21 protein-coding genes are annotated in these 17307 nt (G+C 69.4%); 11 read left to right on the top strand and 10 right to left on the bottom strand.

The genetic code is table 11. The annotated features are described in order from the left end of the window. Both ACFOGJ_RS20260 and ACFOGJ_RS20255 read left to right on the top strand, forming a co-directional pair. Positions 1-428: hypothetical protein (locus tag ACFOGJ_RS20260; RefSeq protein WP_379903943.1), on the top strand; the 428-nt coding region annotated here is incomplete at its 5' end. A 110-nt stretch (positions 429-538) separates the two neighbouring features. Further along, complete coding sequence (locus ACFOGJ_RS20255; RefSeq protein WP_379903941.1) at positions 539-1240, top strand: DUF3011 domain-containing protein; 702 nt, start codon at positions 539-541, stop codon at positions 1238-1240. Positions 1241-1291: 51 nt separating this feature from the next. Here the strand turns inward: ACFOGJ_RS20255 and ACFOGJ_RS20250 are convergent, their stop codons facing one another. Continuing rightward, entirely contained in the window at positions 1292-1792 is a 501-nt protein-coding gene (locus ACFOGJ_RS20250; RefSeq protein ID WP_379903939.1) for a GNAT family N-acetyltransferase, read from the bottom strand. A 354-nt stretch (positions 1793-2146) separates the two neighbouring features. On the opposite strand from ACFOGJ_RS20250, the gene ACFOGJ_RS20245 reads away from it, so the two are divergent. Together ACFOGJ_RS20245 and ACFOGJ_RS20240 are read left to right on the top strand one after the other, a co-directional pair. Further along, positions 2147-2758: a flavin reductase family protein gene (locus ACFOGJ_RS20245; RefSeq protein WP_379903937.1), complete on the top strand. Its 612-nt coding sequence runs from the start codon at positions 2147-2149 to the stop codon at positions 2756-2758. Positions 2759-2806: 48 nt separating this feature from the next. Then, positions 2807-3211, top strand: coding sequence for a hypothetical protein (locus ACFOGJ_RS20240; RefSeq protein ID WP_379903935.1), 405 nt, complete (start codon positions 2807-2809; stop codon positions 3209-3211). A gap of 205 nt (positions 3212-3416) precedes the next feature. Here ACFOGJ_RS20240 and ACFOGJ_RS20235 read toward each other — a convergent pair whose 3' ends face one another. After that, positions 3417-4712 (bottom strand): dicarboxylate/amino acid:cation symporter, encoded by a 1296-nt coding sequence (locus tag ACFOGJ_RS20235; RefSeq protein ID WP_379903933.1) that lies wholly within the window; start codon positions 4710-4712, stop codon positions 3417-3419. A gap of 26 nt (positions 4713-4738) precedes the next feature. Then, on the bottom strand, positions 4739-5362 hold the full coding sequence (locus ACFOGJ_RS20230) for a glutathione S-transferase family protein (RefSeq protein WP_379903931.1): 624 nt from the start codon (positions 5360-5362) through the stop codon (positions 4739-4741). Positions 5363-5550: 188 nt separating this feature from the next. Here ACFOGJ_RS20230 and mscL point away from each other — a divergent pair, with 188 nt between their 5' ends. Next, a complete protein-coding gene (mscL, locus tag ACFOGJ_RS20225; RefSeq protein ID WP_379903929.1) occupies positions 5551-5997 on the top strand; it encodes a large conductance mechanosensitive channel protein MscL in 447 nt (148 codons plus the stop codon). 39 nt (positions 5998-6036) lie between these two features. On the opposite strand, the gene ACFOGJ_RS20220 is transcribed toward mscL, so the two are convergent. After that, positions 6037-6222 carry a hypothetical protein gene (locus tag ACFOGJ_RS20220; RefSeq protein WP_379903927.1) on the bottom strand — a complete coding sequence of 62 codons (186 nt, stop codon included), beginning with the start codon at positions 6220-6222 and terminating at the stop codon, positions 6037-6039. A 210-nt stretch (positions 6223-6432) separates the two neighbouring features. Between ACFOGJ_RS20220 and wrbA the strand changes: the two genes are divergently transcribed. The 3 genes from wrbA (at position 6433) to ACFOGJ_RS20205 (ending at position 9103) form a co-directional block, all read left to right on the top strand. Then, positions 6433-7032, top strand: coding sequence for an NAD(P)H:quinone oxidoreductase (wrbA, locus tag ACFOGJ_RS20215; RefSeq protein WP_379903925.1), 600 nt, complete (start codon positions 6433-6435; stop codon positions 7030-7032). 41 nt (positions 7033-7073) lie between these two features. Continuing rightward, a complete protein-coding gene (locus ACFOGJ_RS20210) occupies positions 7074-8048 on the top strand; it encodes a glutathione S-transferase family protein (protein ID WP_379903923.1) in 975 nt (324 codons plus the stop codon). An 89-nt stretch (positions 8049-8137) separates the two neighbouring features. Then, positions 8138-9103 carry a LysM peptidoglycan-binding domain-containing protein gene (locus ACFOGJ_RS20205; protein WP_379903921.1) on the top strand — a complete coding sequence of 322 codons (966 nt, stop codon included), beginning with the start codon at positions 8138-8140 and terminating at the stop codon, positions 9101-9103. A 12-nt stretch (positions 9104-9115) separates the two neighbouring features. On the opposite strand, the gene ACFOGJ_RS20200 is transcribed toward ACFOGJ_RS20205, so the two are convergent. After that, positions 9116-9661 (bottom strand): DUF924 family protein, encoded by a 546-nt coding sequence (locus ACFOGJ_RS20200; RefSeq protein WP_379903919.1) that lies wholly within the window; start codon positions 9659-9661, stop codon positions 9116-9118. 65 nt (positions 9662-9726) lie between these two features. On the opposite strand from ACFOGJ_RS20200, the gene ACFOGJ_RS20195 reads away from it, so the two are divergent. The 3 genes from ACFOGJ_RS20195 (at position 9727) to msrB (ending at position 11777) form a co-directional block, all read left to right on the top strand. Then, positions 9727-10758, top strand: coding sequence for an LLM class flavin-dependent oxidoreductase (locus ACFOGJ_RS20195; RefSeq protein ID WP_379903917.1), 1032 nt, complete (start codon positions 9727-9729; stop codon positions 10756-10758). A gap of 62 nt (positions 10759-10820) precedes the next feature. Next, the gene (locus tag ACFOGJ_RS20190) at positions 10821-11312 is read left to right on the top strand and encodes an NUDIX hydrolase (RefSeq protein ID WP_379903915.1); all 492 of its coding nucleotides are present in this window, start codon (positions 10821-10823) and stop codon (positions 11310-11312) included. Between the two features lie 21 nt (positions 11313-11333). Further along, entirely contained in the window at positions 11334-11777 is a 444-nt protein-coding gene (msrB, locus tag ACFOGJ_RS20185) for a peptide-methionine (R)-S-oxide reductase MsrB (protein ID WP_379903913.1), read from the top strand. Positions 11778-11947: 170 nt separating this feature from the next. On the opposite strand, the gene ACFOGJ_RS20180 is transcribed toward msrB, so the two are convergent. From ACFOGJ_RS20180 to ACFOGJ_RS20160, 5 genes are all read right to left on the bottom strand, one after another. Further along, the gene (locus ACFOGJ_RS20180; RefSeq protein ID WP_379903911.1) at positions 11948-12796 is read right to left on the bottom strand and encodes a carbohydrate ABC transporter permease; all 849 of its coding nucleotides are present in this window, start codon (positions 12794-12796) and stop codon (positions 11948-11950) included. After that, positions 12793-13668, bottom strand: a complete 876-nt coding sequence (locus tag ACFOGJ_RS20175) for a carbohydrate ABC transporter permease (RefSeq protein ID WP_379903909.1) — start codon at positions 13666-13668, stop codon at positions 12793-12795. Before ACFOGJ_RS20175 ends, ACFOGJ_RS20180 begins: the two co-directional genes overlap by 4 nt. 223 nt (positions 13669-13891) lie before the next feature. Further along, positions 13892-15205 (bottom strand): ABC transporter substrate-binding protein, encoded by a 1314-nt coding sequence (locus ACFOGJ_RS20170; RefSeq protein ID WP_379903907.1) that lies wholly within the window; start codon positions 15203-15205, stop codon positions 13892-13894. A 67-nt stretch (positions 15206-15272) separates the two neighbouring features. Then, positions 15273-16400: an ABC transporter ATP-binding protein gene (locus ACFOGJ_RS20165; RefSeq protein WP_379903905.1), complete on the bottom strand. Its 1128-nt coding sequence runs from the start codon at positions 16398-16400 to the stop codon at positions 15273-15275. Between the two features lie 5 nt (positions 16401-16405). After that, complete coding sequence (locus ACFOGJ_RS20160) at positions 16406-17194, bottom strand: DeoR/GlpR family DNA-binding transcription regulator (protein WP_379903904.1); 789 nt, start codon at positions 17192-17194, stop codon at positions 16406-16408. Positions 17195-17307 lie beyond the last annotated feature (113 nt).

Raw genomic sequence — 17307 nt, 5'->3', positions numbered from 1 at the left:
GCCGCGGCAAGTTCATCCAGGGCAATTGGGATGCCTGCGGGCCGACGCCGGGTGTCCGCCGGCCGCCGCCGCCGGCCGCCAGCGCCGGCATTCCGGTTACCGACATGCCCTGGCGACAGAATGACGGGCGCCAGAGTGGCGGCCAGCCGTCCGGCGGCTGGCGGCCGCCGGAGCAGAATGCCGGGGTGTCGCAGCGGGACCTCGCCGCCTGCCGCGATTCGCTGAACAACTATGTCCACCAGCAGGCGTCGCAGGCGCGGCGGGTCGCCATCGACGTGGAACGCACCGATGCCCGGCAGCAGGGCGGCAATACCGTCGTGCAGGAAGTGGCCAGGGTTTCCACCGATTTCGGCAATGGCCTGCTCAGCTATCGCTGCACCCTGTCCCCCGCCGGCCACGTCATCGCCTTCGACGCCAGCGACATGTGAGCGGGCGGCAACGGCCAACCTGAACCTCGGCCAACCGCCGCCTTCAGTCCCGGTTCAGCCCCCGGCCGCCACCCTTTTGCCGGGATGGGGGTCGAACGGGAGGCAAGGCGATGGGGTTGAGACCGGTATGCCGGGCGGGAATCGCCGCGGGCGCAGCGATGCTGGTGGCCGCGGCCGCGTTGGCGCTGGCCGGCACGGCGGCGGCGCGCAGCGGGGGCTCGACGGTCCCCTGCTACAGCGAGAACTATCACTACAAGCACTGCCCCGCCGACACCCGCGGCGGGGTGCAGCTGTTCGAACAGTATTCCCGCGGGCGCGGGCGCTGCGTGGAAGGGCAGAGCTGGGGCTGGGACCAGCGGGGCGTCTGGGTGAATGACGGCTGCCGCGCCCTGTTCTGGGCCGGACCGCCGTACGGCGCCCGACGGGGCTGGGACAGGGGCCGTCCCTGGGATGATGGCCGGGATCGCGATCGGGGCCGCCCGCCGCCCGGCATTGTCGGCCAGCCCCTGGGCGGGCTTCTGGGCGCGCAGCCGGGCGGTCCGCGCCCCCCTTGGCAGAGGCCGGGCGGCCATGGCGCACCGGGGCGCGGCCAGCCGTCGAGCTTCACCCTGGACTGCGCCAGCCAGGGATATCGCCGCGCCTTCTGCTACGCCGATACCAGCGGCGGCGTGGCCCTTGAGCAGCAATATTCCAACCGCAGCGGCGAATGCCGGGAAGGCCATAGCTGGGGGGCCAGCGCGCGGGGCATCTGGGTCGACAATGGCTGCCGCGCCCGGTTCCGGGTCTGGCCGGCCTGGGGCAGGCGGCGCTGAACCGCGCCGTCCGGCCGGGCGGGCGTGATGACGCCCGCCCGGTATTCCGGATCAGGCGCGGGCGCCGGCCACCATGCCGCTGACGCCGAGCAGGGCGCGGGCGGCCACGTCGTCCTGGAGGTTCAGCGCCAGCAGCCGCTTCGGGTCCGGGTTGCCGGGCATCACGATGCCGGCGGGGCTCGCCGCCTGGAAGCCGAACTGGGTGTAGTAGGCCGGATCGCCGACCAGCACGCAGTAGGTATGGCCCAGGTCATGCGCCCGCTTCAGGCCGGCGGCGATCAGCGCCTTGCCGATGCCCAGGCCCTGCCGGCCGGGTTCCACCGCCAGCGGCCCCAGCAGGATGGCGGGGGTGCCGCCGACCTGGATCGGCCAGAAGGCGAGCGAACCGATCAGCCGGCCTTCGCTGCGCACGCAGAGGCCCAGCTGGGGCAGGATTTCCAGCCCGTTCCGCAGGCGCGAGGCGGCCTTTTCGTGCCGGCCGGCGCCGAACGCCTTGTCGAGGAGAATGTCGTTGGAGGCCGCATCCTGCGGCAGGAGGGTGTCGATCGTCACCTTCGTAGATCCCAAACTGTGCCAGTCCAAAAACCGATGGCCTGGCCGGGACCCCGAGGGCTAAGCCGGACAGGCCGCGAGGCCGCGGTGCATGCGCACCACCTCGCTCAGTCGTCGTCGTTGCACGTCCGGCTTGCATGCCTGCATGGCAGCTCTTCTTTCTTCCGGGCCCGGCGTCACGGCGCTGCGCGCCGCAATTGCAGTCGGATGCGCCGACTGCGGCCGGGATCCCCTCAGACCCCGTTACCGTGATCCAATGGGTGCCGCCTTCACCATGAAAGCGGCTTGCGTCCCAATGCGGGCTGCTCATTATCATGAGCGGCCCCTCAGCGCCACAGATATCGGAGCCCCTGCATGTTTTACAAGACCAGCGACCCGCCGCCGCTGCCCCATCGCCCCTTCAAGTCGCTGGTCGTGCCCCGCCCGATCGGCTGGATCAGCACGATCAGCACCGACGGCAAGGTCAACCTGGCGCCCTATTCCTTCTACAACGCCGTCGGCGACGATCCGCCGATGGTGATGTTCTGCACCAACGGCCCGCACAAGGACGGTCCGCTGAAGGACAGCCGCATCAATGCGGAGGAAACCGGCGAGTTCGTCGTCAACCTGGCCAGCTACGACCTTCGGGAGCAGATGAACGAGAGCTCCCGCCATGTCGAGCGGGGGGTGGACGAGATGGCGCTGGCGGGGCTGGAGGCGGCCCCCTGCAACCTGATCAAGGCGCCGCGGGTGAAAGAGGCGGCGGCGAACCTCGAATGCGTCTACCTGCAGACGGTCGAGATGCCGTCCTGGAATCCGGAGCATGTGAACTCCATGGTGATCGGCGAGGTCGTCGGCATCCATATCCGCGACGACGTGATCACCGGCGACCGGGTCGACATCACGAAGATCCGCCCCCTGGCCCGCATGGGCTATCTGGATTATGCCGTGGTGAACGAGGTGTTCACCATGAAGCGCCCGCGCTGACGGATGCGGGCCCCCCATCTGCGGTCGATACCGAACAGGAGAGCCGTCATGCCGGATCTGCATCAGCCCGCCCGCCCCACAGGACGGTGCCGCGCCGTTCCGCTGGCCGTGGCGGCGGCGGTCCTGGCCTGCCTGGCCGGCGCCCCCTCTCTCCCCGCACTGGCGCAGATCTCGGAACGGCTGGACACCAACGGCGACGGCTTCATGGACCAGAAGGAGGCGCAGGATTCGGCGCTGGCCAAGTTTCAGTCCCTGGACCAGAGCCGGGACGGTGCCCTCAGCGACGCGGAGATGGGCCTCGCCCGGGGTGCAGCCAACCCGCTGGACAAGAACGCCGACGGCCTGGTGAGCTTCGACGAGTACTGGTTCTATTTCGGCAACGTCTTCTCTGCCGCGGACAGCAACCGCGACGGCCGCCTGTCGCCCGACGAACTGCAGTCGATGCGGCAGTAGGCCCGGCTTCCAGCGCGGTCACAACTTGGCCGGTCACCACTTGGTTGGAAGCGGTCCGGATGGAAGCGGTGACGCGACCACTAACGTCATCCCGGACTTGATCCTGGATCCATTCCGCCAACTTTGCGGCCTCTGAGCAGCTGGCGGAATGGGTTCTCGGGTCAAGCCCGAGAACGACACGTTTTCTACCAAATCTAGGCAGTCTCTATGCGGGGATGCCGGCGGCGGCGGCCCTGTGCCGCAGCAGCAGGCAGGCGACCAGGTCGCCGCTGACATTCACCGTCGTGCGGCACATGTCCAGGATCCGGTCGACCCCCAGGATGATCACCACCCCTTCCGCCGGGATCCCGGCGGCGGCGGCAACGCTCATCAGGATCGCGATGCTGACGCCCGGCGTGCCCGGCGCGCCGATCGAGGAGGCGACCAGGGTGGTGGTGATCAGCGCGATCTTAGCGAAACCCAGGTCCACGCCGGACATCTGCGCCAGGAACAGGATCGCCACCGACTGGTAGAGGGCGGTGCCGGCCATGTTCATCGTGGCGCCCAGCGGCACGACCAGGTTGCCGATCCGCTCCGGCACGCCGAGCCGCTTCGCGGTGCCGATCGTCATCGGCATGATCGCCGAGGAGCTGGAGGTGGAGAAGGCCAGCAGCAGGGTGCCGCCGGCTTCGCGCAGGAAGGTGACCGGCCGCGTGCCGGCCGCCATCAGGACTGCCATGTAGACCAGCATCAGCAGCGCCAGGCCCAGCAGGACCGTGCCGACATAGGCTGACATGCCGACCACCGTCTGCAGGCCGGTGCGCATCACCAGCTGCGCCATCAGGCCCAGAACCGCCCAGGGCGCCAGGAACATCGCCCACTTCACGACCGTCATGGAGATCGACAGCAGGGCGTCGAGCAGGCCGAGGAACGGCCCCACCTTGTCCCGGTCCACCTGGGTGGCGGCGATGCCGACCAGGACAGCCAGCACGACGACCGCCAGCATGTCGCCATCCACGATGGCGGCGGTCGGATTGGTCGGCACCACATTGGCGATCGCCCCCGGAATGAGTCCGAGGTCGAAGACGGTGCCATCATCGGCAGATTGCGGCGGCAGCCGAAGGGTACCCGCCAGCGGGGCGCCGGGCTGCAGCCAGTCGGCCAGGAAGATGCCGATCCAGGCCGCGGCCAAAGTGGTGACGCCGACAAAGGCGGCGAAGCGCAGGCCGACCTGCCGCAGCTCCCGCCCCGATCCGGCGCCGGTCAGGCCGCCCACCACGGAGGCAAAGATCAGCGGCACCAGGACCATCGCGATCAGGCCCAGGAACAACTGCCCAGGCAGGGCCAGCCAGCGCCCGACCACCTCGGCCGTGGCGGGCGGCAGCCAGCCCACATCCGGCCCCAGCAGGGTGCCCAGGCCCAGGCCGGCCAGCAGCCCGGCGATCACCTGTGCCCAGAGCCGGGTCCGGATCCAGGCGCGCAGACGGAAGCGCTGATGCTGCAGATGGACCGCGGGTTCCATTGCGCCGCCGCTCCCCGGTCAGCCCGTCAGGCGAAGCGGTAGGGACCGCCCCGCTCGATCGCGGCGGTATAGGCCGGCCGGGCATGGATCCGCTCCCGGTAGGCGGCCAGCGCCGGATAGCTGTCGAGCAGTCCGTAGACCGCCGCGATCTCGGCCACGAAGCTCATCAGGATGTCGGCCGCGGTCAGCTGCGAGCCCATCAGCCAGTCGCTGCCCTGCAGCGCACCGTCGATATAGGACAGGTGGTTCGCCAGCTCGCTCTGGATGCGCGGCTGCAGCGGCGCGCCGGCATCGCCCAGCCGGCTGACATAGAGGTTCAGCAGGAATGGCAGCATCGCCGAACCCTCGGCGAAATGCATCCAGTGCAGATAGCGGGGATAGTCGGCGGCGCCCGGTTCCGGCGCATAGCGGCCCTCGCCGTATTTGCGCGCCAGATATTCGACGATCGCCCCCGACTCGGCGATCACCTGGCCGTCGTCGACGATCACCGGCGACTTCCCCAGGGGATGGATCTGCTTCAGCTCCGGCGGCGCCAGATTGGTCTCCGGATTCCGCTTGTACTGCACGATGCCGTAGGGCTGGCCCAGTTCCTCCAGGAACCAGAGGATGCGCTGCGAGCGGGAATCGTTCAGGTGATGGACGGTGATCATGCTGCCTCCGAGAGGTTGCGCCGCCTGCCGGCGGCGGCATCTGAACATGCGCCGCGATGGCGGTCCATCGGGCGCCTGCCGGCCCCGTGCGGCCCGCCCCCGTGGCCGGATCGAAGCGCAATCGCGCCCTGGACAAAGCGCGGGAATGGGCGCGAACTCCGGACATCGTCCTGGCTTGGAGAAAAGCGATGCTCAAGGAGTTCAAGGAGTTCGCCCTGCGGGGCAATGTCGTCGACCTGGCCGTCGGCATCATCATCGGCGCCGCCTTCACCGCGATCGTCACCTCGCTGGTGAACGACATCGTCATGCCGCCGATCGGCGTGATCCTCGGCGGCCTCGACTTCTCCGACTTCTTCGTCGTCCTGGCAGGCGACCAGACCCCGGCCTCGCTTGCCGAGGCGAAGGAGGCCGGCGTACCGGTCTGGGCCTATGGCACCTTCATCAACGCCCTGATCAAGTTCGTCGTGGTGGCGGTGGTGCTGTTCCTGGTCGTGCGCCAGATGAACAGGATCCGGCGCCGCTTCGAGAGCGGCGCCGAGGTCGCGGTCGCGCCGCCCCGGCAGGAGGTGCTGCTGGAAGAGATCCGCGACCTGCTGAAAGCCTCCGCCGACCGGGGCAAGCCCCCTTCCGCCTGACGGCCGCAGCGATCGGGGCCGCGGTCAGGCGGCCGGCCCTCAGAAGCAGGAGATGCCGGCGTTGACCGCGGCGATCAGGGGCGCCAGCAGATAGGCCTCCAGCGCATTGTCCAGCCCGGCGAGGCGTGACGGGTCGATCAGCAGCCCGAGCGCCGCGCCGGCCAGGATTCCGGCGGCGATGATCAGGCCCTCCGGCCGCAGCCGGCGCAGGGGGTCCTTTGGCATGCGCGCATCCATATCCTCTAGCTAGGCGATCGATCCGCCGCAGGCAATTCCCTGTCCGTCCGGAGACCGGCCGTACGGCCTCGCCCCGGCCATTGTCCACTCATTCGGAACAATGCGTCGGCACCAGACCGCTTTTCCATGCCTGCAGGCCCCCTATATCCGCCGGGAAGGTCAACGGATCCGGCATCCAGGCCGGACAGGAAGGGCGAGATGACGAAGGTTCTGGTTCTCTACTATTCGACCTACGGCCATATCGAGACGATGGCGAAGGCAGTGGCGGAAGGCATCCGCCAGGTCGACGGCGCCGAGGCGGTGATCAAGCGCGTGCCGGAACTGATGCCGCGCGAGGTCGCGGAGAAGGCGGGCGCGAAGCTCGACCAGGAGGCGCCGATCGCCGACCCGGCGGAGCTGCCGGACTATGACGCGATCATCGTCGGCACCCCGACCCGGTTCGGCAACATGGCCTCCCAGATGCGGAATTTCTGGGACCAGACCGGCGGTCACTGGATGAACGGCAAGCTGATCGGCAAGGTCGGCAGCGTCTTCACCTCCACCGCCACCGGCGGCGGCAACGAGACCACCATTCTCTCCACCCAGGTCACCCTGATGCACCACGGCATGGTGATCGTCGGCATTCCCTATTCCGCCAAGGAACTGCTGGAGATCGACGAGCGCCGCGGCGGCTCGCCCTACGGCGCCGGGACCATGGCGCTCGGCGATGGCAGCCGGCAGCCCGGCGAGAAGGAGCTGGCGCTGGCCCGCTTCCAGGGCCGCCATGTCGCCGAGATCGCGAAGAAGCTGTCGGCCTGATCGCAGGCCGACGGGACAGGATAGAGAAGGGAGCGGCTGCGATGGGACTCCTGGTCGACGGCAAGTGGCAGGACAAGTGGTACGACACCAGCAAGTCCGGCGGGCGCTTCGTGCGCCAGGATTCCGCCTTCCGGGACAGCATCGGCGACGACCGCTTCCCGGCGGAAGCCGGCCGCTACCATCTCTATGTCTCCCTCGCCTGTCCCTGGGCGCATCGTGCCCTGATCGTGCGCCGCCTGAAGCGGCTGGAGGATGCGATCAGCCTGTCGGTGGTCGACTGGCTGATGCTGGAAAACGGCTGGGAGTTCTCCGACCGGCCGGGCTGCATCCCCGACACGGTGAACGGCGCCGACTACATGCATCAGGTCTATACCGCCGCGCAGCCGGACTATACCGGCCGGGTCACGGTGCCGGTCCTGTGGGACCGGAAGGAAGGCACGATCGTCAACAACGAGAGTGCGGAGATCATCCGCATGTTCAACAGCGGCTTCGACCATCTGGGCGGCGGCATCGGCAATCCGCAGCTGGACCTCTATCCGAAGGCGCTGCGTGCCGAGATCGACGCGATCAACGAGCGGGTCTACAACGACATCAATAACGGCGTGTACAAGTGCGGCTTCGCGACCACGCAGGAGGCCTATGAAGAGGCCTTCGACGCCCTGTTCGCCGCCCTGGACGAGGTCGAGGCCCGGCTTGCGCGCCAGCGCTACCTGGCCGGTAACCGCATCACCGAAGCGGACTGGCGGCTGTTCACCACCCTCGTCCGCTTCGACCCGGTCTATGTCGGCCATTTCAAGTGCAACCGGCAGCGGATCGCCGACTATCCGAACCTGCAGAACTACCTGCGCGAACTCTACCAGGTCCCCGGAATCGCAGACACGGTGAACCTGCGGCACATCAAGGGGCATTATTACGAGAGTCATCGCGGCGTGAACCCGACCGGCATCGTGCCGAAGGGCCCTGCCTTGTCCCTGGACTCACCGCACGACCGCGACCGGCTGAAGGCCGCCGCCTGACCCGGGCTATCCCCGGGAACCTGCAGGACGCGCCGACGGTTGTCCTCACGTCCCCTGCCGGGCAAGAGTGGGGGCGGAGCAACGGCAACATGTCCCCTGGAAGTCCGCATCGCCGCCGATCGGTGCGCCTCGCCGGCGCCACGATGCTGCTTGCCTGCAGCCTTGCCGTCCTGGCCGCCGCCAAGCCGGCGCTGGCCGCAGGCCCCTGCGGCGACAGCGCGACCGTCAGCCGCGGCGACACCCTCGCCGCCATCGCGCGACGCTGCGGCACGGCGGTCGACGACCTGATGAATGCCAACCCGCAGATCGCCGATCCGCGCCGCATCCGGCCCGGATGGGTGCTGCGCCTGCCGGGCGCACCGGCTGCTTCCGGGGCCGCGCCTGCGACGCAGGAGGCGGCACCCGCGGCCGGGCCGGCGGAAGCGGCCGCGGCACCGCGGCGGCCCGCCAACCGGGACGGCCTGACCCGGGAGGGCTATCAGCCGGCCCGCCGCAGCGTACAGAGCCTGATGATCTGGCCGCGCGAAGGCGCGGCCGGCAGCCGGCTGACCGTTTCCGGCAGCGGCCTGCCGGAGGGCGAGGCGGCGATCGGCGTCGGCCCGCCCGGCACCGTCTGGCAAAGGGTGGCCGCCGTCGCGGTCGGCCCGTCGGGAGAGGTCGAGACGGAGATCCCGGTGCCCGACTGGGCGCGGCAGGGCGAGGAACTGGTGGTCACCCTGCAGAACGGCGACGGCAGCACCCTGAACAGCGGCCGCTTCCGGGTCACCGGCAGCGGCGACGCGATGCTGGCGGGCGGCGTGCCGGACGGCAGCTTCTCGGTCCGGGGCACGGTGCGCCAGGGGCGGGGCTGCATGCTGCTGGAGACGCCGCACGGTCATCTCTACAGCCTGTCGGGAGGCGGCTGGCGCTTCGACCCGGGCACCCGGGTCGCACTGACCGGCCTGCCGGCCGCGGCGGGCAACTGCGACACCGCGCGCGGCACGATCGAGGTCGTGGCGCTGCATCCCGACGACACGCCGGAGACGATCGTCCCGCCGCCGCCGAGCGCGAACTGACCCGCAGCGGCGTCAGAAGGAGGAGCCCGGCTCCTTCAGGAAGGCCTCCTCCTCCGCCGTCGAGGTGCGGCCGAGCACCGCGTTGCGGTGCGGAAAGCGGCCGAACCGCGCGATGATCCGCTGGTGCGCCTTCGCATAGTCGACGAACGTTTCGCTGCCCGTCCGCTCCCGCATCAGGGCGATGCAGCGGTCCTGGTGGGCCAGGTCCTCCGAATGCTCCAGCGGCAGGTAGAAGAAGTGTCGGCGGTCCTGCGGTACCTGCATGTCCTGGCCGCGCGCGATCGCCTCGATCGCGATCTGGCGGGCCTCCGGATCGCAGGCATAGGCCTTCGGGCTGTCCCGGAACAGGTTGCGGCTGAACTGGTCCAGCACGATCAGCAGCGCCAGGGTGCCGTCGGCGGTGACCCGCCAACCATCCAGCGCCCCGCGCGCGGCCGCCGCATGCAGCTCGCCGAACCGGGTCCGGACCCGGTCGTCGAAGGCCGCATCCTTCTTCCAGTGCAGTTCCACCACGTCGGGTGCGAACCAGAAGTCGAGGATCTCCGCAGGGTCTGTCATTCTCTGCCGCCTGTCCCGGTTCAGGAACCTGTCGGGACCGCCCGTCCCGCCGATCGAGAGGCGTTATGGTCAGATTGAGCGTGCTGGATCAATCCCCGATCGCCGCGGGGCGGAAACCGGCCGATGCCTGGGCGGAGAGCCTGGAACTGGCGCGGGCCTGCGACCGGCTCGGCTATCACCGCTACTGGCTGGCGGAACATCACGCCACCCCGGCCCTGGCCTGCTCCGCGCCGGAGATCATGATCGCCCGCATCGCCGGCGAGACCCGCAACATGCGGATCGGCGCCGGCGGCGTGATGCTCAGCCACTACAGCCCGCTGAAGGTGGCGGAGCAGTTCCGCATGCTGGAGCTGATGTTCCCGGGCCGCATCGACCTGGGGATCGGCCGTGCGCCGGGCTCCGACGGGCTGACCGCCGTCGCCCTGGCCAGCGGCCCGAACGGCTATTCCGACGGCCGCTTCGACCCGCGGCATTTCCCGCGCCAGGTTGCCGACCTGGTCGGATACCTCACCGACGCCATGCCGGCGGAACATCCCTTCGCGCATATCGCCGCCATGCCGGTGGGGCCCGATGCGCCGCCGGTCTGGATGCTCGGCTCGTCGGACCAGAGCGCACAGGTCGCGGCCCTCCTGGGCACCTCTTTCTGCTTCGCCCATTTCATCGGCGGCGATGCCGGGGCCGAAGTGACGGCGATGTACCGGAAGCTGTTCCGCCCGTCGGCGCTGCAGCAGGCGCCGGCGACCAGCGTCGGCACCTTCGTCCTGGTGGCGGAGAGCCAGGAGGAGGCCGACCGGCTGGCACGCAGCCGGGACCTGTTCCTGCTGCGCCTGCGTCAGGGGCGGCACCTGCCCTACCCGACCCCGGAAGCGGCAGAGGCCCACGACTACAGCGCGGCGGAGGCGGCAATCGTCGCCGACGGGCGCAGCCGGGCCATCGTCGGCACGCCGGAGGCTGTCCGCGCCGGGATCGAGGAACTGGCCCGCGCCTTCGGCACCGAGGAGGTCGTCGCCCTGACGATCTGCCACGATTTCGGCGCGCGCCTGCGCTCCTACGAACTGCTGGCGGAGGCCTTCGGCCTCGACCGGATCGCCGCGTGATGCTCTAAGACGGCCCAGATCTTCCGCCGACATCCTCCGCCTGCCATCCGTTCGAGGCCCCCATGTCCGACCATGCCTTTGTCGATGCACCGCTGCCGCTGGTGCCCCGCCCCGCCGTGGCCGCCCTGGTGCGGCTGGCCGACGGGCGCTACCTGCTGCAGCTGCGCGACGATATCCCCGGCATCTGGTACCCGGACCATTGGGGCCTGTTCGGCGGCGCCATCGAGGCGGGGGAGACGCCGGAACAGGCGCTGGTGCGCGAGGTCCGCGAGGAACTGGGGGTCGAGCCGCTGAGCCACGGCTATTTCATGCGGCTGACCTTCGACTTCGCCTTTGCCGGGCTGGAGACCATGCCGCGGGACTATTTCGAGGTGACCCTGCCCACCACCGACCCGTCGGAGCTGGTGCTGGGCGAGGGCCGCGCGGTCGCCGCCCATACCCCGCAGGCGATCCTGCAGGACCTGCGGGTGGTGCCCTACGACGCTTTTGCCCTTTTCCTGCACATCAACAACGCCAAGATTAAGGGCGACGCGGATCACGCCCACGCCCGCTGAAGAACCGAGAAGGAGGACCCGATGGTCGATCGCATCACCCGCTCCGACGAGGAATGGCGCGCCCTTCTGACGCCGGAGCAGTACAAGGTCACCCGCAAGCACGGCACCGAGCGCGCCTTCACCGGCCCCAACTGGGACAGCAAGGCGGCAGGCGTCTATCGCTGCATCTGCTGCGGCACGCCGCTCTTCGCCTCCGACACCAAGTTCGATTCCGGCACCGGCTGGCCCAGCTTCACCGCACCGATCGCACCGGACCATGTCGCGACGAAGACCGACCGCAGCTTCTTCATGACCCGCACCGAAGTCCTCTGCGCCGCCTGCGACGCCCATCTGGGCCATGTCTTCGAGGACGGCCCGGCGCCGACCGGCCTGCGCTACTGCATGAACGGCACGGCGATGCACCTGGACAAGGACGTGACCCCGGAAGAGGCGCTGAAGGGCGGCGCCGAGGACGCGGCGGAATAGGCCTGCGGGGCAGGCGCGAGGCCGGACCGGGAAGCCATTGCACCTCTCCGACCGTCATCCCGGCCTTGAGCCGGGATCCATTCCGCAAGCCCTCGGGCATCCGTGAGGCTTGCGGAATGGGTTCTCGGGTCAAGCCCGAGAACGACAGGGTCCAGCGGACAAGAAATGCCTCACTTCACCCCGGCGCGCATGAAGCTCTGCACGAACTGGCGCTGGAATAGCAGGAAGGCGACCAGCAGCGGCCCCGCGGTCATCAGGGTGGCGGCGGTGATCACCGACCAGTCGACCCCCTGGTCGGTGGAGGCGAAGACCGACAGGCCGACCGTCAGCGGCCGGGTCTCCACCGAGTTGGTGATGATCAGCGGCCAGATGAAGTTGTTCCAGTGGTGGCTGACCGAGACCAGGCCGTAGGCCAGGTAGGTCGGCGCCGCCAGGGGCACATAGACCTTCCACAGCACCTCCAGGAAGCCCGCCCCTTCCACCCGCGCGGCCTCGTCCAGTTCCTTCGGCACGGTCAGGAAGGTCTGGCGCAGCAGGAAGATGCCGAAGGCCGAGGCCATGTAGGGCAGGCCGATCGCCAGGATCGTGTCCACCAGGCCCAGCGCCCGCATGGTCTGGTAGTTCTGCACGATCAGGATGTCGGGCATGATCATCAGCTGCACCAGCACCAGGACGAAGACCAGGTCGCGGCCGGGAAAGCGGAACCGCGCGAAGGCGAAGGCCGCCAGGGTGCAGAGGATGAACTGCCCCGCCAGGATCAGGGTGACCAGCAGCACCGAGTTCAGGAAATAGCGGGCGAAGGGCGCCGCCTCCCAGGCGCGGGCGAAATTCTCCAGGGTCAGCGGCGCCGTCAGGTCGAAGCGGGTGGCATAGGCGCCCGGATGGAAGGCGGTCCAGACCGCGTAGGCCAGGGGCGCCACCCAGAGCAGCGCCAGCAGCCAGGCGCCCGCCGTGTTCAGTACCCGGTCATAGTCCCAGCCGCCGGCAGCCGCGGAAGGGTGCAGGAGCCGCGCCGTCATCGGTAGTGCACCCGCTTGTCCAGCAGGACGAACTGGCCGATCGCCGCGACACCGAGGATCAGCAGGATCACCACCGTCAGGGTCGAGGCATAGGCCGTGTCCCAGAACCGGAAGGCCGTCTCGTAGACGTAGAACAGCAGCAGGGCGGTGGCATTGTCCGGCCCGCCCTCGGTCATCACGAAGACATGGTCCACCAGCCGGATCGCGTTGATCACCGCATTGACCAGGACGAACAGGGTGGTCGGCATCAAGAGCGGGAACAGCACCCGGCGGAAATAGGTCCAGCGGCCCGCCCCCTCGATCGCCGCGGCCTCCCGCAGGTTCGGCGGCACGGTCTGCAGGGCGGCCAGGTAGAAGATCATGAAGAAGCCGGCCTCCTTCCAGATCGCCACCACGATCAGCGCGTTCAGCGCGGTGGAGGGGTCCCCCAGCCAGTTCCAGCGCGGCAGGCCGAACAGGCCGGTGACCTGGTCGATCAGGCCGAAGCCCGGCGTGTAGAAGAACATCCAGATATTGGCCACCGCGATCAGCGGCAGCACGGTCGGCGTGAAATAGGCCATGCGCAGGAAGGCCCGGCCGCGCAGCCGCTCGTTCACCCAGAGCGCCATGGCCAGGGCCAGCACGATCGACAGCGGGATGGTCAGCAGGGCGTACCAGGCATTGTTGCCCAGCACCTGCCAGAACTGCTCGTCCGCCAGCAGCTTCTCGTAGTTCTCCAGCCCGACGAACTTTGCCGGCCGCCGGCCGCGCGGGGTGGAGAAGAAGCTGTCCCAGACGGTCAGCGCCGCCGGATAGTGGGTGAAGGCGACCAGGAGGATCACCGCCGGGCTGAGGAACAGCCAGGCATAGATCCAGCTGCGGCGGGCGGTCATCGGGATGAGGCCCCGTATCGTCGCGGCCCTCGGGTCAGGCCCGAGGGCGACGGCATGGCTGGTTGAAGCTGCCGCGCCCCCTGCCTCCCCGTCGCCCTCGGCCCCCGAGCCGAGGGCCGCGACGATACAGGGCCACGGACGGGCTCGTTGCTAAGGCGATGGCTCATGCCCGTTGCCCCCGGAAGGTGGGGCCGGCGGCGCGCGCCGCCGGCCCCGGCCTTCGTCAGTGATAGTCCTTCAGGATCGCGTCGGCCTTTTCCTGCGCTTCCTTCAGCGCAGGGCCCGGCTCGCTGCGGCCGGTGATCGCCGCCTCCAGCGCGTCGTTCAGGATCTGGGTGATCCGCTGGTTCTGGTAGGTGGAGAGCTCCGCCACTGCATGTTGCAGCTGGTCGCGGGCGACCAGGGCCGGCGGGAAGTCCTTGACGTATGCCTTCATCGCCGGGGTCTCCCAGGCATCGGGACGCGGCGCGACATAGCCGGTCGCGATGGTCCACTTCGCCGCCTGCTCCGGCGCGGTGATCCACTTGATGAAGTCCAGCGAGGCCTGCTTCTGTTCCTCGGTGGAGTCCTTGAAGATGTAGAAGTTGCCGCCGCCGGTCGGCGCACCGCGGCGCTCCTTCTTCGGCAGCATCGCGACGCCGAAGGGGAAGGGCGCGTTGTTGCGCACGTTGGTCAGGTTGCCGGTGGTGGTCCACATCATCGCCGTCTCGCCCTCGAAGAAGGCCTTCGGCGTGGTGCCCCACTCGATGATGCCGGGGGCCATCACCTCGTACTTCTTCGACAGGTCGACCAGGAACTGCAGCGCCTCCACGACCTTCGGGTCGTCGAAGTTGGTCTGGTTGCCGGCGTCGTTGGCCAGGATCGCGCCGTTCTCGGTGGTCAGGCCCTGGAACAGCCAGTACGGGAAGCCGGAGGACGGGATGCGCAGGCCCCACTGGGTGACATTGCCGTCCTTGTCGCGCTTCGTCAGCTTCTTGCCGAATGCGACCATCTCGTCCCAGGTCGCCGGCGGCGTCTCGGGGTCCAGGCCGGCCTCCTCGAAGGCGGTCTTGTTCCAGTACAGCACCGGGGTGGAGCGCTGGAACGGGATGCCGTAGGTCTTTCCGCCGGTCCGGCTGTTCTCCATGAACGCCGGGTAGAAGGAGGTCAGCCAGGCCTTCTCCTCCTCGGTCTCGACCAGATCCTCGAAGGCGGCGATCGCGTCTTCCTCCAGCAGGGTGAACATGTCCACCGCCAGGATCACGGAGAGCTGCGGCGGCTGGCCGCCGCGCACAGCGGTCAGGGTCTTCGTGATGGTGTCCTGGTAGCTGCCGGCATAGACCGGGTCGATCTTCACGTCCGGATTGGCGGCCAGGTATTCCTTGGTCAGCCCCTCGATGGTCTCGGCAGCCTTGCCGCCCACGGCCACCGGGAAGAAGAACTGCAGGTCCGTCGCCTGGGCCTTGCCGCCGAAACCGGCGATCCCGAAGGCGAGCGCCGCGGCGAGGGCCCCCGCCCCCAGCCGCCGGCCGAGCAGCTGCTTGCTGGTATGCTTCATCGGTCTGGTTCCTCTCTCCACCCTGTATGGCCGCCGGCGGCGCCGGCGGTCCGCTTGCGCCGGCCGCTCAGCCGGCGCCTCCGCCACAGCCGGTCGCCATCCCGGCGGCCGCGTGGGTCAGTTCGTCCAGCCGTTCGCCGGTATCGGCGTCGAACAGGTGCATCGCCCTGGGCGACCAGCGCAGCTGCAGGACCTGTCCCGCCTGCAGCCGCTGCGCGCCCTGCATCCGCACGGTCAGCCGCTCCGCCCCCAGGCGGCAGTCGACCAGGCTGTCGGCGCCCAGATATTCCAGCCCCTCCACCACCGCGGGCTGGCCGCCTGTGTCCACCGCCGCGATGTCTTCCGGCCGCAGGCCGAGCACCAGCGGCCGCGCCACGGGCAGCCGCAGCAGAGGCCGCTCCAGGCCCCGGATCGCATGGCCGTTCGCCCCAGGTTCCAGCTGGAGAAGGTTCATCGGCGGCGTGCCGATGAAGCGCGCGACGGTCAGGTTGGCGGGGGCGCCGTAGATCGCCTCCGGACCGGCATCCTGGGCAATGCGGCCCTCGTGCAGCAGCACGATCCGGTCGGCCAGGGCGATCGCCTCCGCCTGGTCGTGGGTGACGTACAGCATGGTGATGCCGAGCTTGCGCTGCAGGCTGCGGATCTCCGTCCGCATCTCGTGGCGCAGCTTGGCGTCCAGGTTCGACAGCGGCTCGTCCATCAGGCAGACCGGCTTTTCGGCGATGATCGCCCGCCCCAGCGCGACCCGCTGCTGCTGGCCGCCCGACAGCTGCGCCGGCTTGCGCCCCAGCAGCGCCTCAAGTCCCAGCAGCGCCGCGACCCGGTTCAGCCGCGCCTCGCGCTCCGCCCGGGCGATGCGCCGGACCTTCAGGCCGAACAGGATGTTCTCCGCCACGTTCAGGTGCGGGAACAGGGCATAGGACTGGAACACCATGGCGATGCCGCGCGCCGCCGGCGGCGCGTGGGTCACCTCCTGCCCGGCGATGTGGATGCGGCCGGCGGTGGCCGCGTCGATGCCCGCGACCAGGCGCAGGGTCGTCGACTTGCCGCAGCCCGAGGGTCCCAACAGGACGGTGAAACGGCCGGCCTCGGCGGTGAAGGAGATTCCGTCCAGCGCGGTCGTGTCGCCCCAGCGGCGTACAAGGCCTTCCACCCGGACCTCGCCGCCGGCGGCGGCGTCTGCAGAACGGGACATGGAGGTCATGCCGCGTGCTCCGCATCGTCGGCGACCACCAGCTCGCGTCCGGCGACTGCAAGCTGCCGCGCGATTGCGGGCGGCGGGGCACGGTCGCAGAACACCACGTCCGGGTCGGCGATCAGGCCGCCGCGGACATGGGCCGGCCGGCCGAACTTGCTGTGGTCCAGCACCAGGAAGCTGGTCCGGCAATTGGCGGCGATGGCGGCACGGGCACGGATCTCTTCCTCCGCGAAGTCCAGCAGGCAGCCGTCGCTGTCGACGCCGCCGACGCCGAACAGGCCGATATCGACCTTGTGCGCGGCGAACATCCGCTCCGCCTGTTCGCCCAGCACGTCCCAGCCTTCGGGCCGCAGTCGGCCGCCCGCGATGGTCACCTCCGCATCCGGCAGGCCCATGGCGGTGAGCGCGGCGGCGATGCTGTTGGTGACGATGCGCAGGCCGCGGTGGTGCTGCAGGTGGCGCAGCACGATCTCCGGCGTGGTGCCGATGCTGACCGCGATCGATGCGCCATGCGGGATCCGTGCCGCGGCCAGCCGCGCCACCCGCTGCTTCGCCGCGAACTGCAGGACCCGGCGCTGCTCGATCCCGAGATTGAGGTTGGGCGCCGGCAGCTCCACGCCGCCATGGCGCCGGCGCAGCAGCCCCTGCCGGCAGAGCTCGTTCACGTCGCGGCGGATCGTCTGCTCGGTCAGGGCGAAACGCGCGGCCAGCGCCGCCGTCGACTGGAAGCCCTCGGTGCGGACGATCTCCGCGATCTCGACCTGTCTGGCGGTGAGGGTGCTGGCTTGCAATGGGGGTCCCCGACCTGGTTGCGTCGGGCTTCCCTAAAGGCTGCGTGTTACAGTTCCCCTCCCCATTCGGTGACGATTTTCTGACATTCGAATGTTCGAACGAACATGGCCGG

The sequence above is a fragment of the Marinibaculum pumilum genome (assembly GCF_042646425.1).
Lineage (GTDB): Bacteria > Pseudomonadota > Alphaproteobacteria > Ferrovibrionales > Ferrovibrionaceae > Marinibaculum > Marinibaculum pumilum.
Note: the sequence above shows the minus strand (reverse complement) of the source record. Positions and strands in the feature narration are given on the sequence as shown.

Coding starts and splice junctions, on each gene's coding strand:
- ACFOGJ_RS20255 (WP_379903941.1), top strand. CDS start 539: ATGGGGTTGAGACCGGTATGCCGGGCGGGAATCGCCGCGGGCGCAGCG.
- ACFOGJ_RS20245 (WP_379903937.1), top strand. CDS start 2,147: ATGTTTTACAAGACCAGCGACCCGCCGCCGCTGCCCCATCGCCCCTTC.
- ACFOGJ_RS20240 (WP_379903935.1), top strand. CDS start 2,807: ATGCCGGATCTGCATCAGCCCGCCCGCCCCACAGGACGGTGCCGCGCC.
- ACFOGJ_RS20235 (WP_379903933.1), bottom strand. CDS start 4,712: ATGGAACCCGCGGTCCATCTGCAGCATCAGCGCTTCCGTCTGCGCGCC.
- ACFOGJ_RS20230 (WP_379903931.1), bottom strand. CDS start 5,362: ATGATCACCGTCCATCACCTGAACGATTCCCGCTCGCAGCGCATCCTC.
- mscL (WP_379903929.1), top strand. CDS start 5,551: ATGCTCAAGGAGTTCAAGGAGTTCGCCCTGCGGGGCAATGTCGTCGAC.
- ACFOGJ_RS20220 (WP_379903927.1), bottom strand. CDS start 6,222: ATGCCAAAGGACCCCCTGCGCCGGCTGCGGCCGGAGGGCCTGATCATC.
- wrbA (WP_379903925.1), top strand. CDS start 6,433: ATGACGAAGGTTCTGGTTCTCTACTATTCGACCTACGGCCATATCGAG.
- ACFOGJ_RS20210 (WP_379903923.1), top strand. CDS start 7,074: ATGGGACTCCTGGTCGACGGCAAGTGGCAGGACAAGTGGTACGACACC.
- ACFOGJ_RS20205 (WP_379903921.1), top strand. CDS start 8,138: ATGTCCCCTGGAAGTCCGCATCGCCGCCGATCGGTGCGCCTCGCCGGC.
- ACFOGJ_RS20200 (WP_379903919.1), bottom strand. CDS start 9,661: ATGACAGACCCTGCGGAGATCCTCGACTTCTGGTTCGCACCCGACGTG.
- ACFOGJ_RS20195 (WP_379903917.1), top strand. CDS start 9,727: ATGGTCAGATTGAGCGTGCTGGATCAATCCCCGATCGCCGCGGGGCGG.
- ACFOGJ_RS20190 (WP_379903915.1), top strand. CDS start 10,821: ATGTCCGACCATGCCTTTGTCGATGCACCGCTGCCGCTGGTGCCCCGC.
- msrB (WP_379903913.1), top strand. CDS start 11,334: ATGGTCGATCGCATCACCCGCTCCGACGAGGAATGGCGCGCCCTTCTG.
- ACFOGJ_RS20180 (WP_379903911.1), bottom strand. CDS start 12,796: ATGACGGCGCGGCTCCTGCACCCTTCCGCGGCTGCCGGCGGCTGGGAC.
- ACFOGJ_RS20175 (WP_379903909.1), bottom strand. CDS start 13,668: ATGACCGCCCGCCGCAGCTGGATCTATGCCTGGCTGTTCCTCAGCCCG.
- ACFOGJ_RS20170 (WP_379903907.1), bottom strand. CDS start 15,205: ATGAAGCATACCAGCAAGCAGCTGCTCGGCCGGCGGCTGGGGGCGGGG.
- ACFOGJ_RS20165 (WP_379903905.1), bottom strand. CDS start 16,400: ATGTCCCGTTCTGCAGACGCCGCCGCCGGCGGCGAGGTCCGGGTGGAA.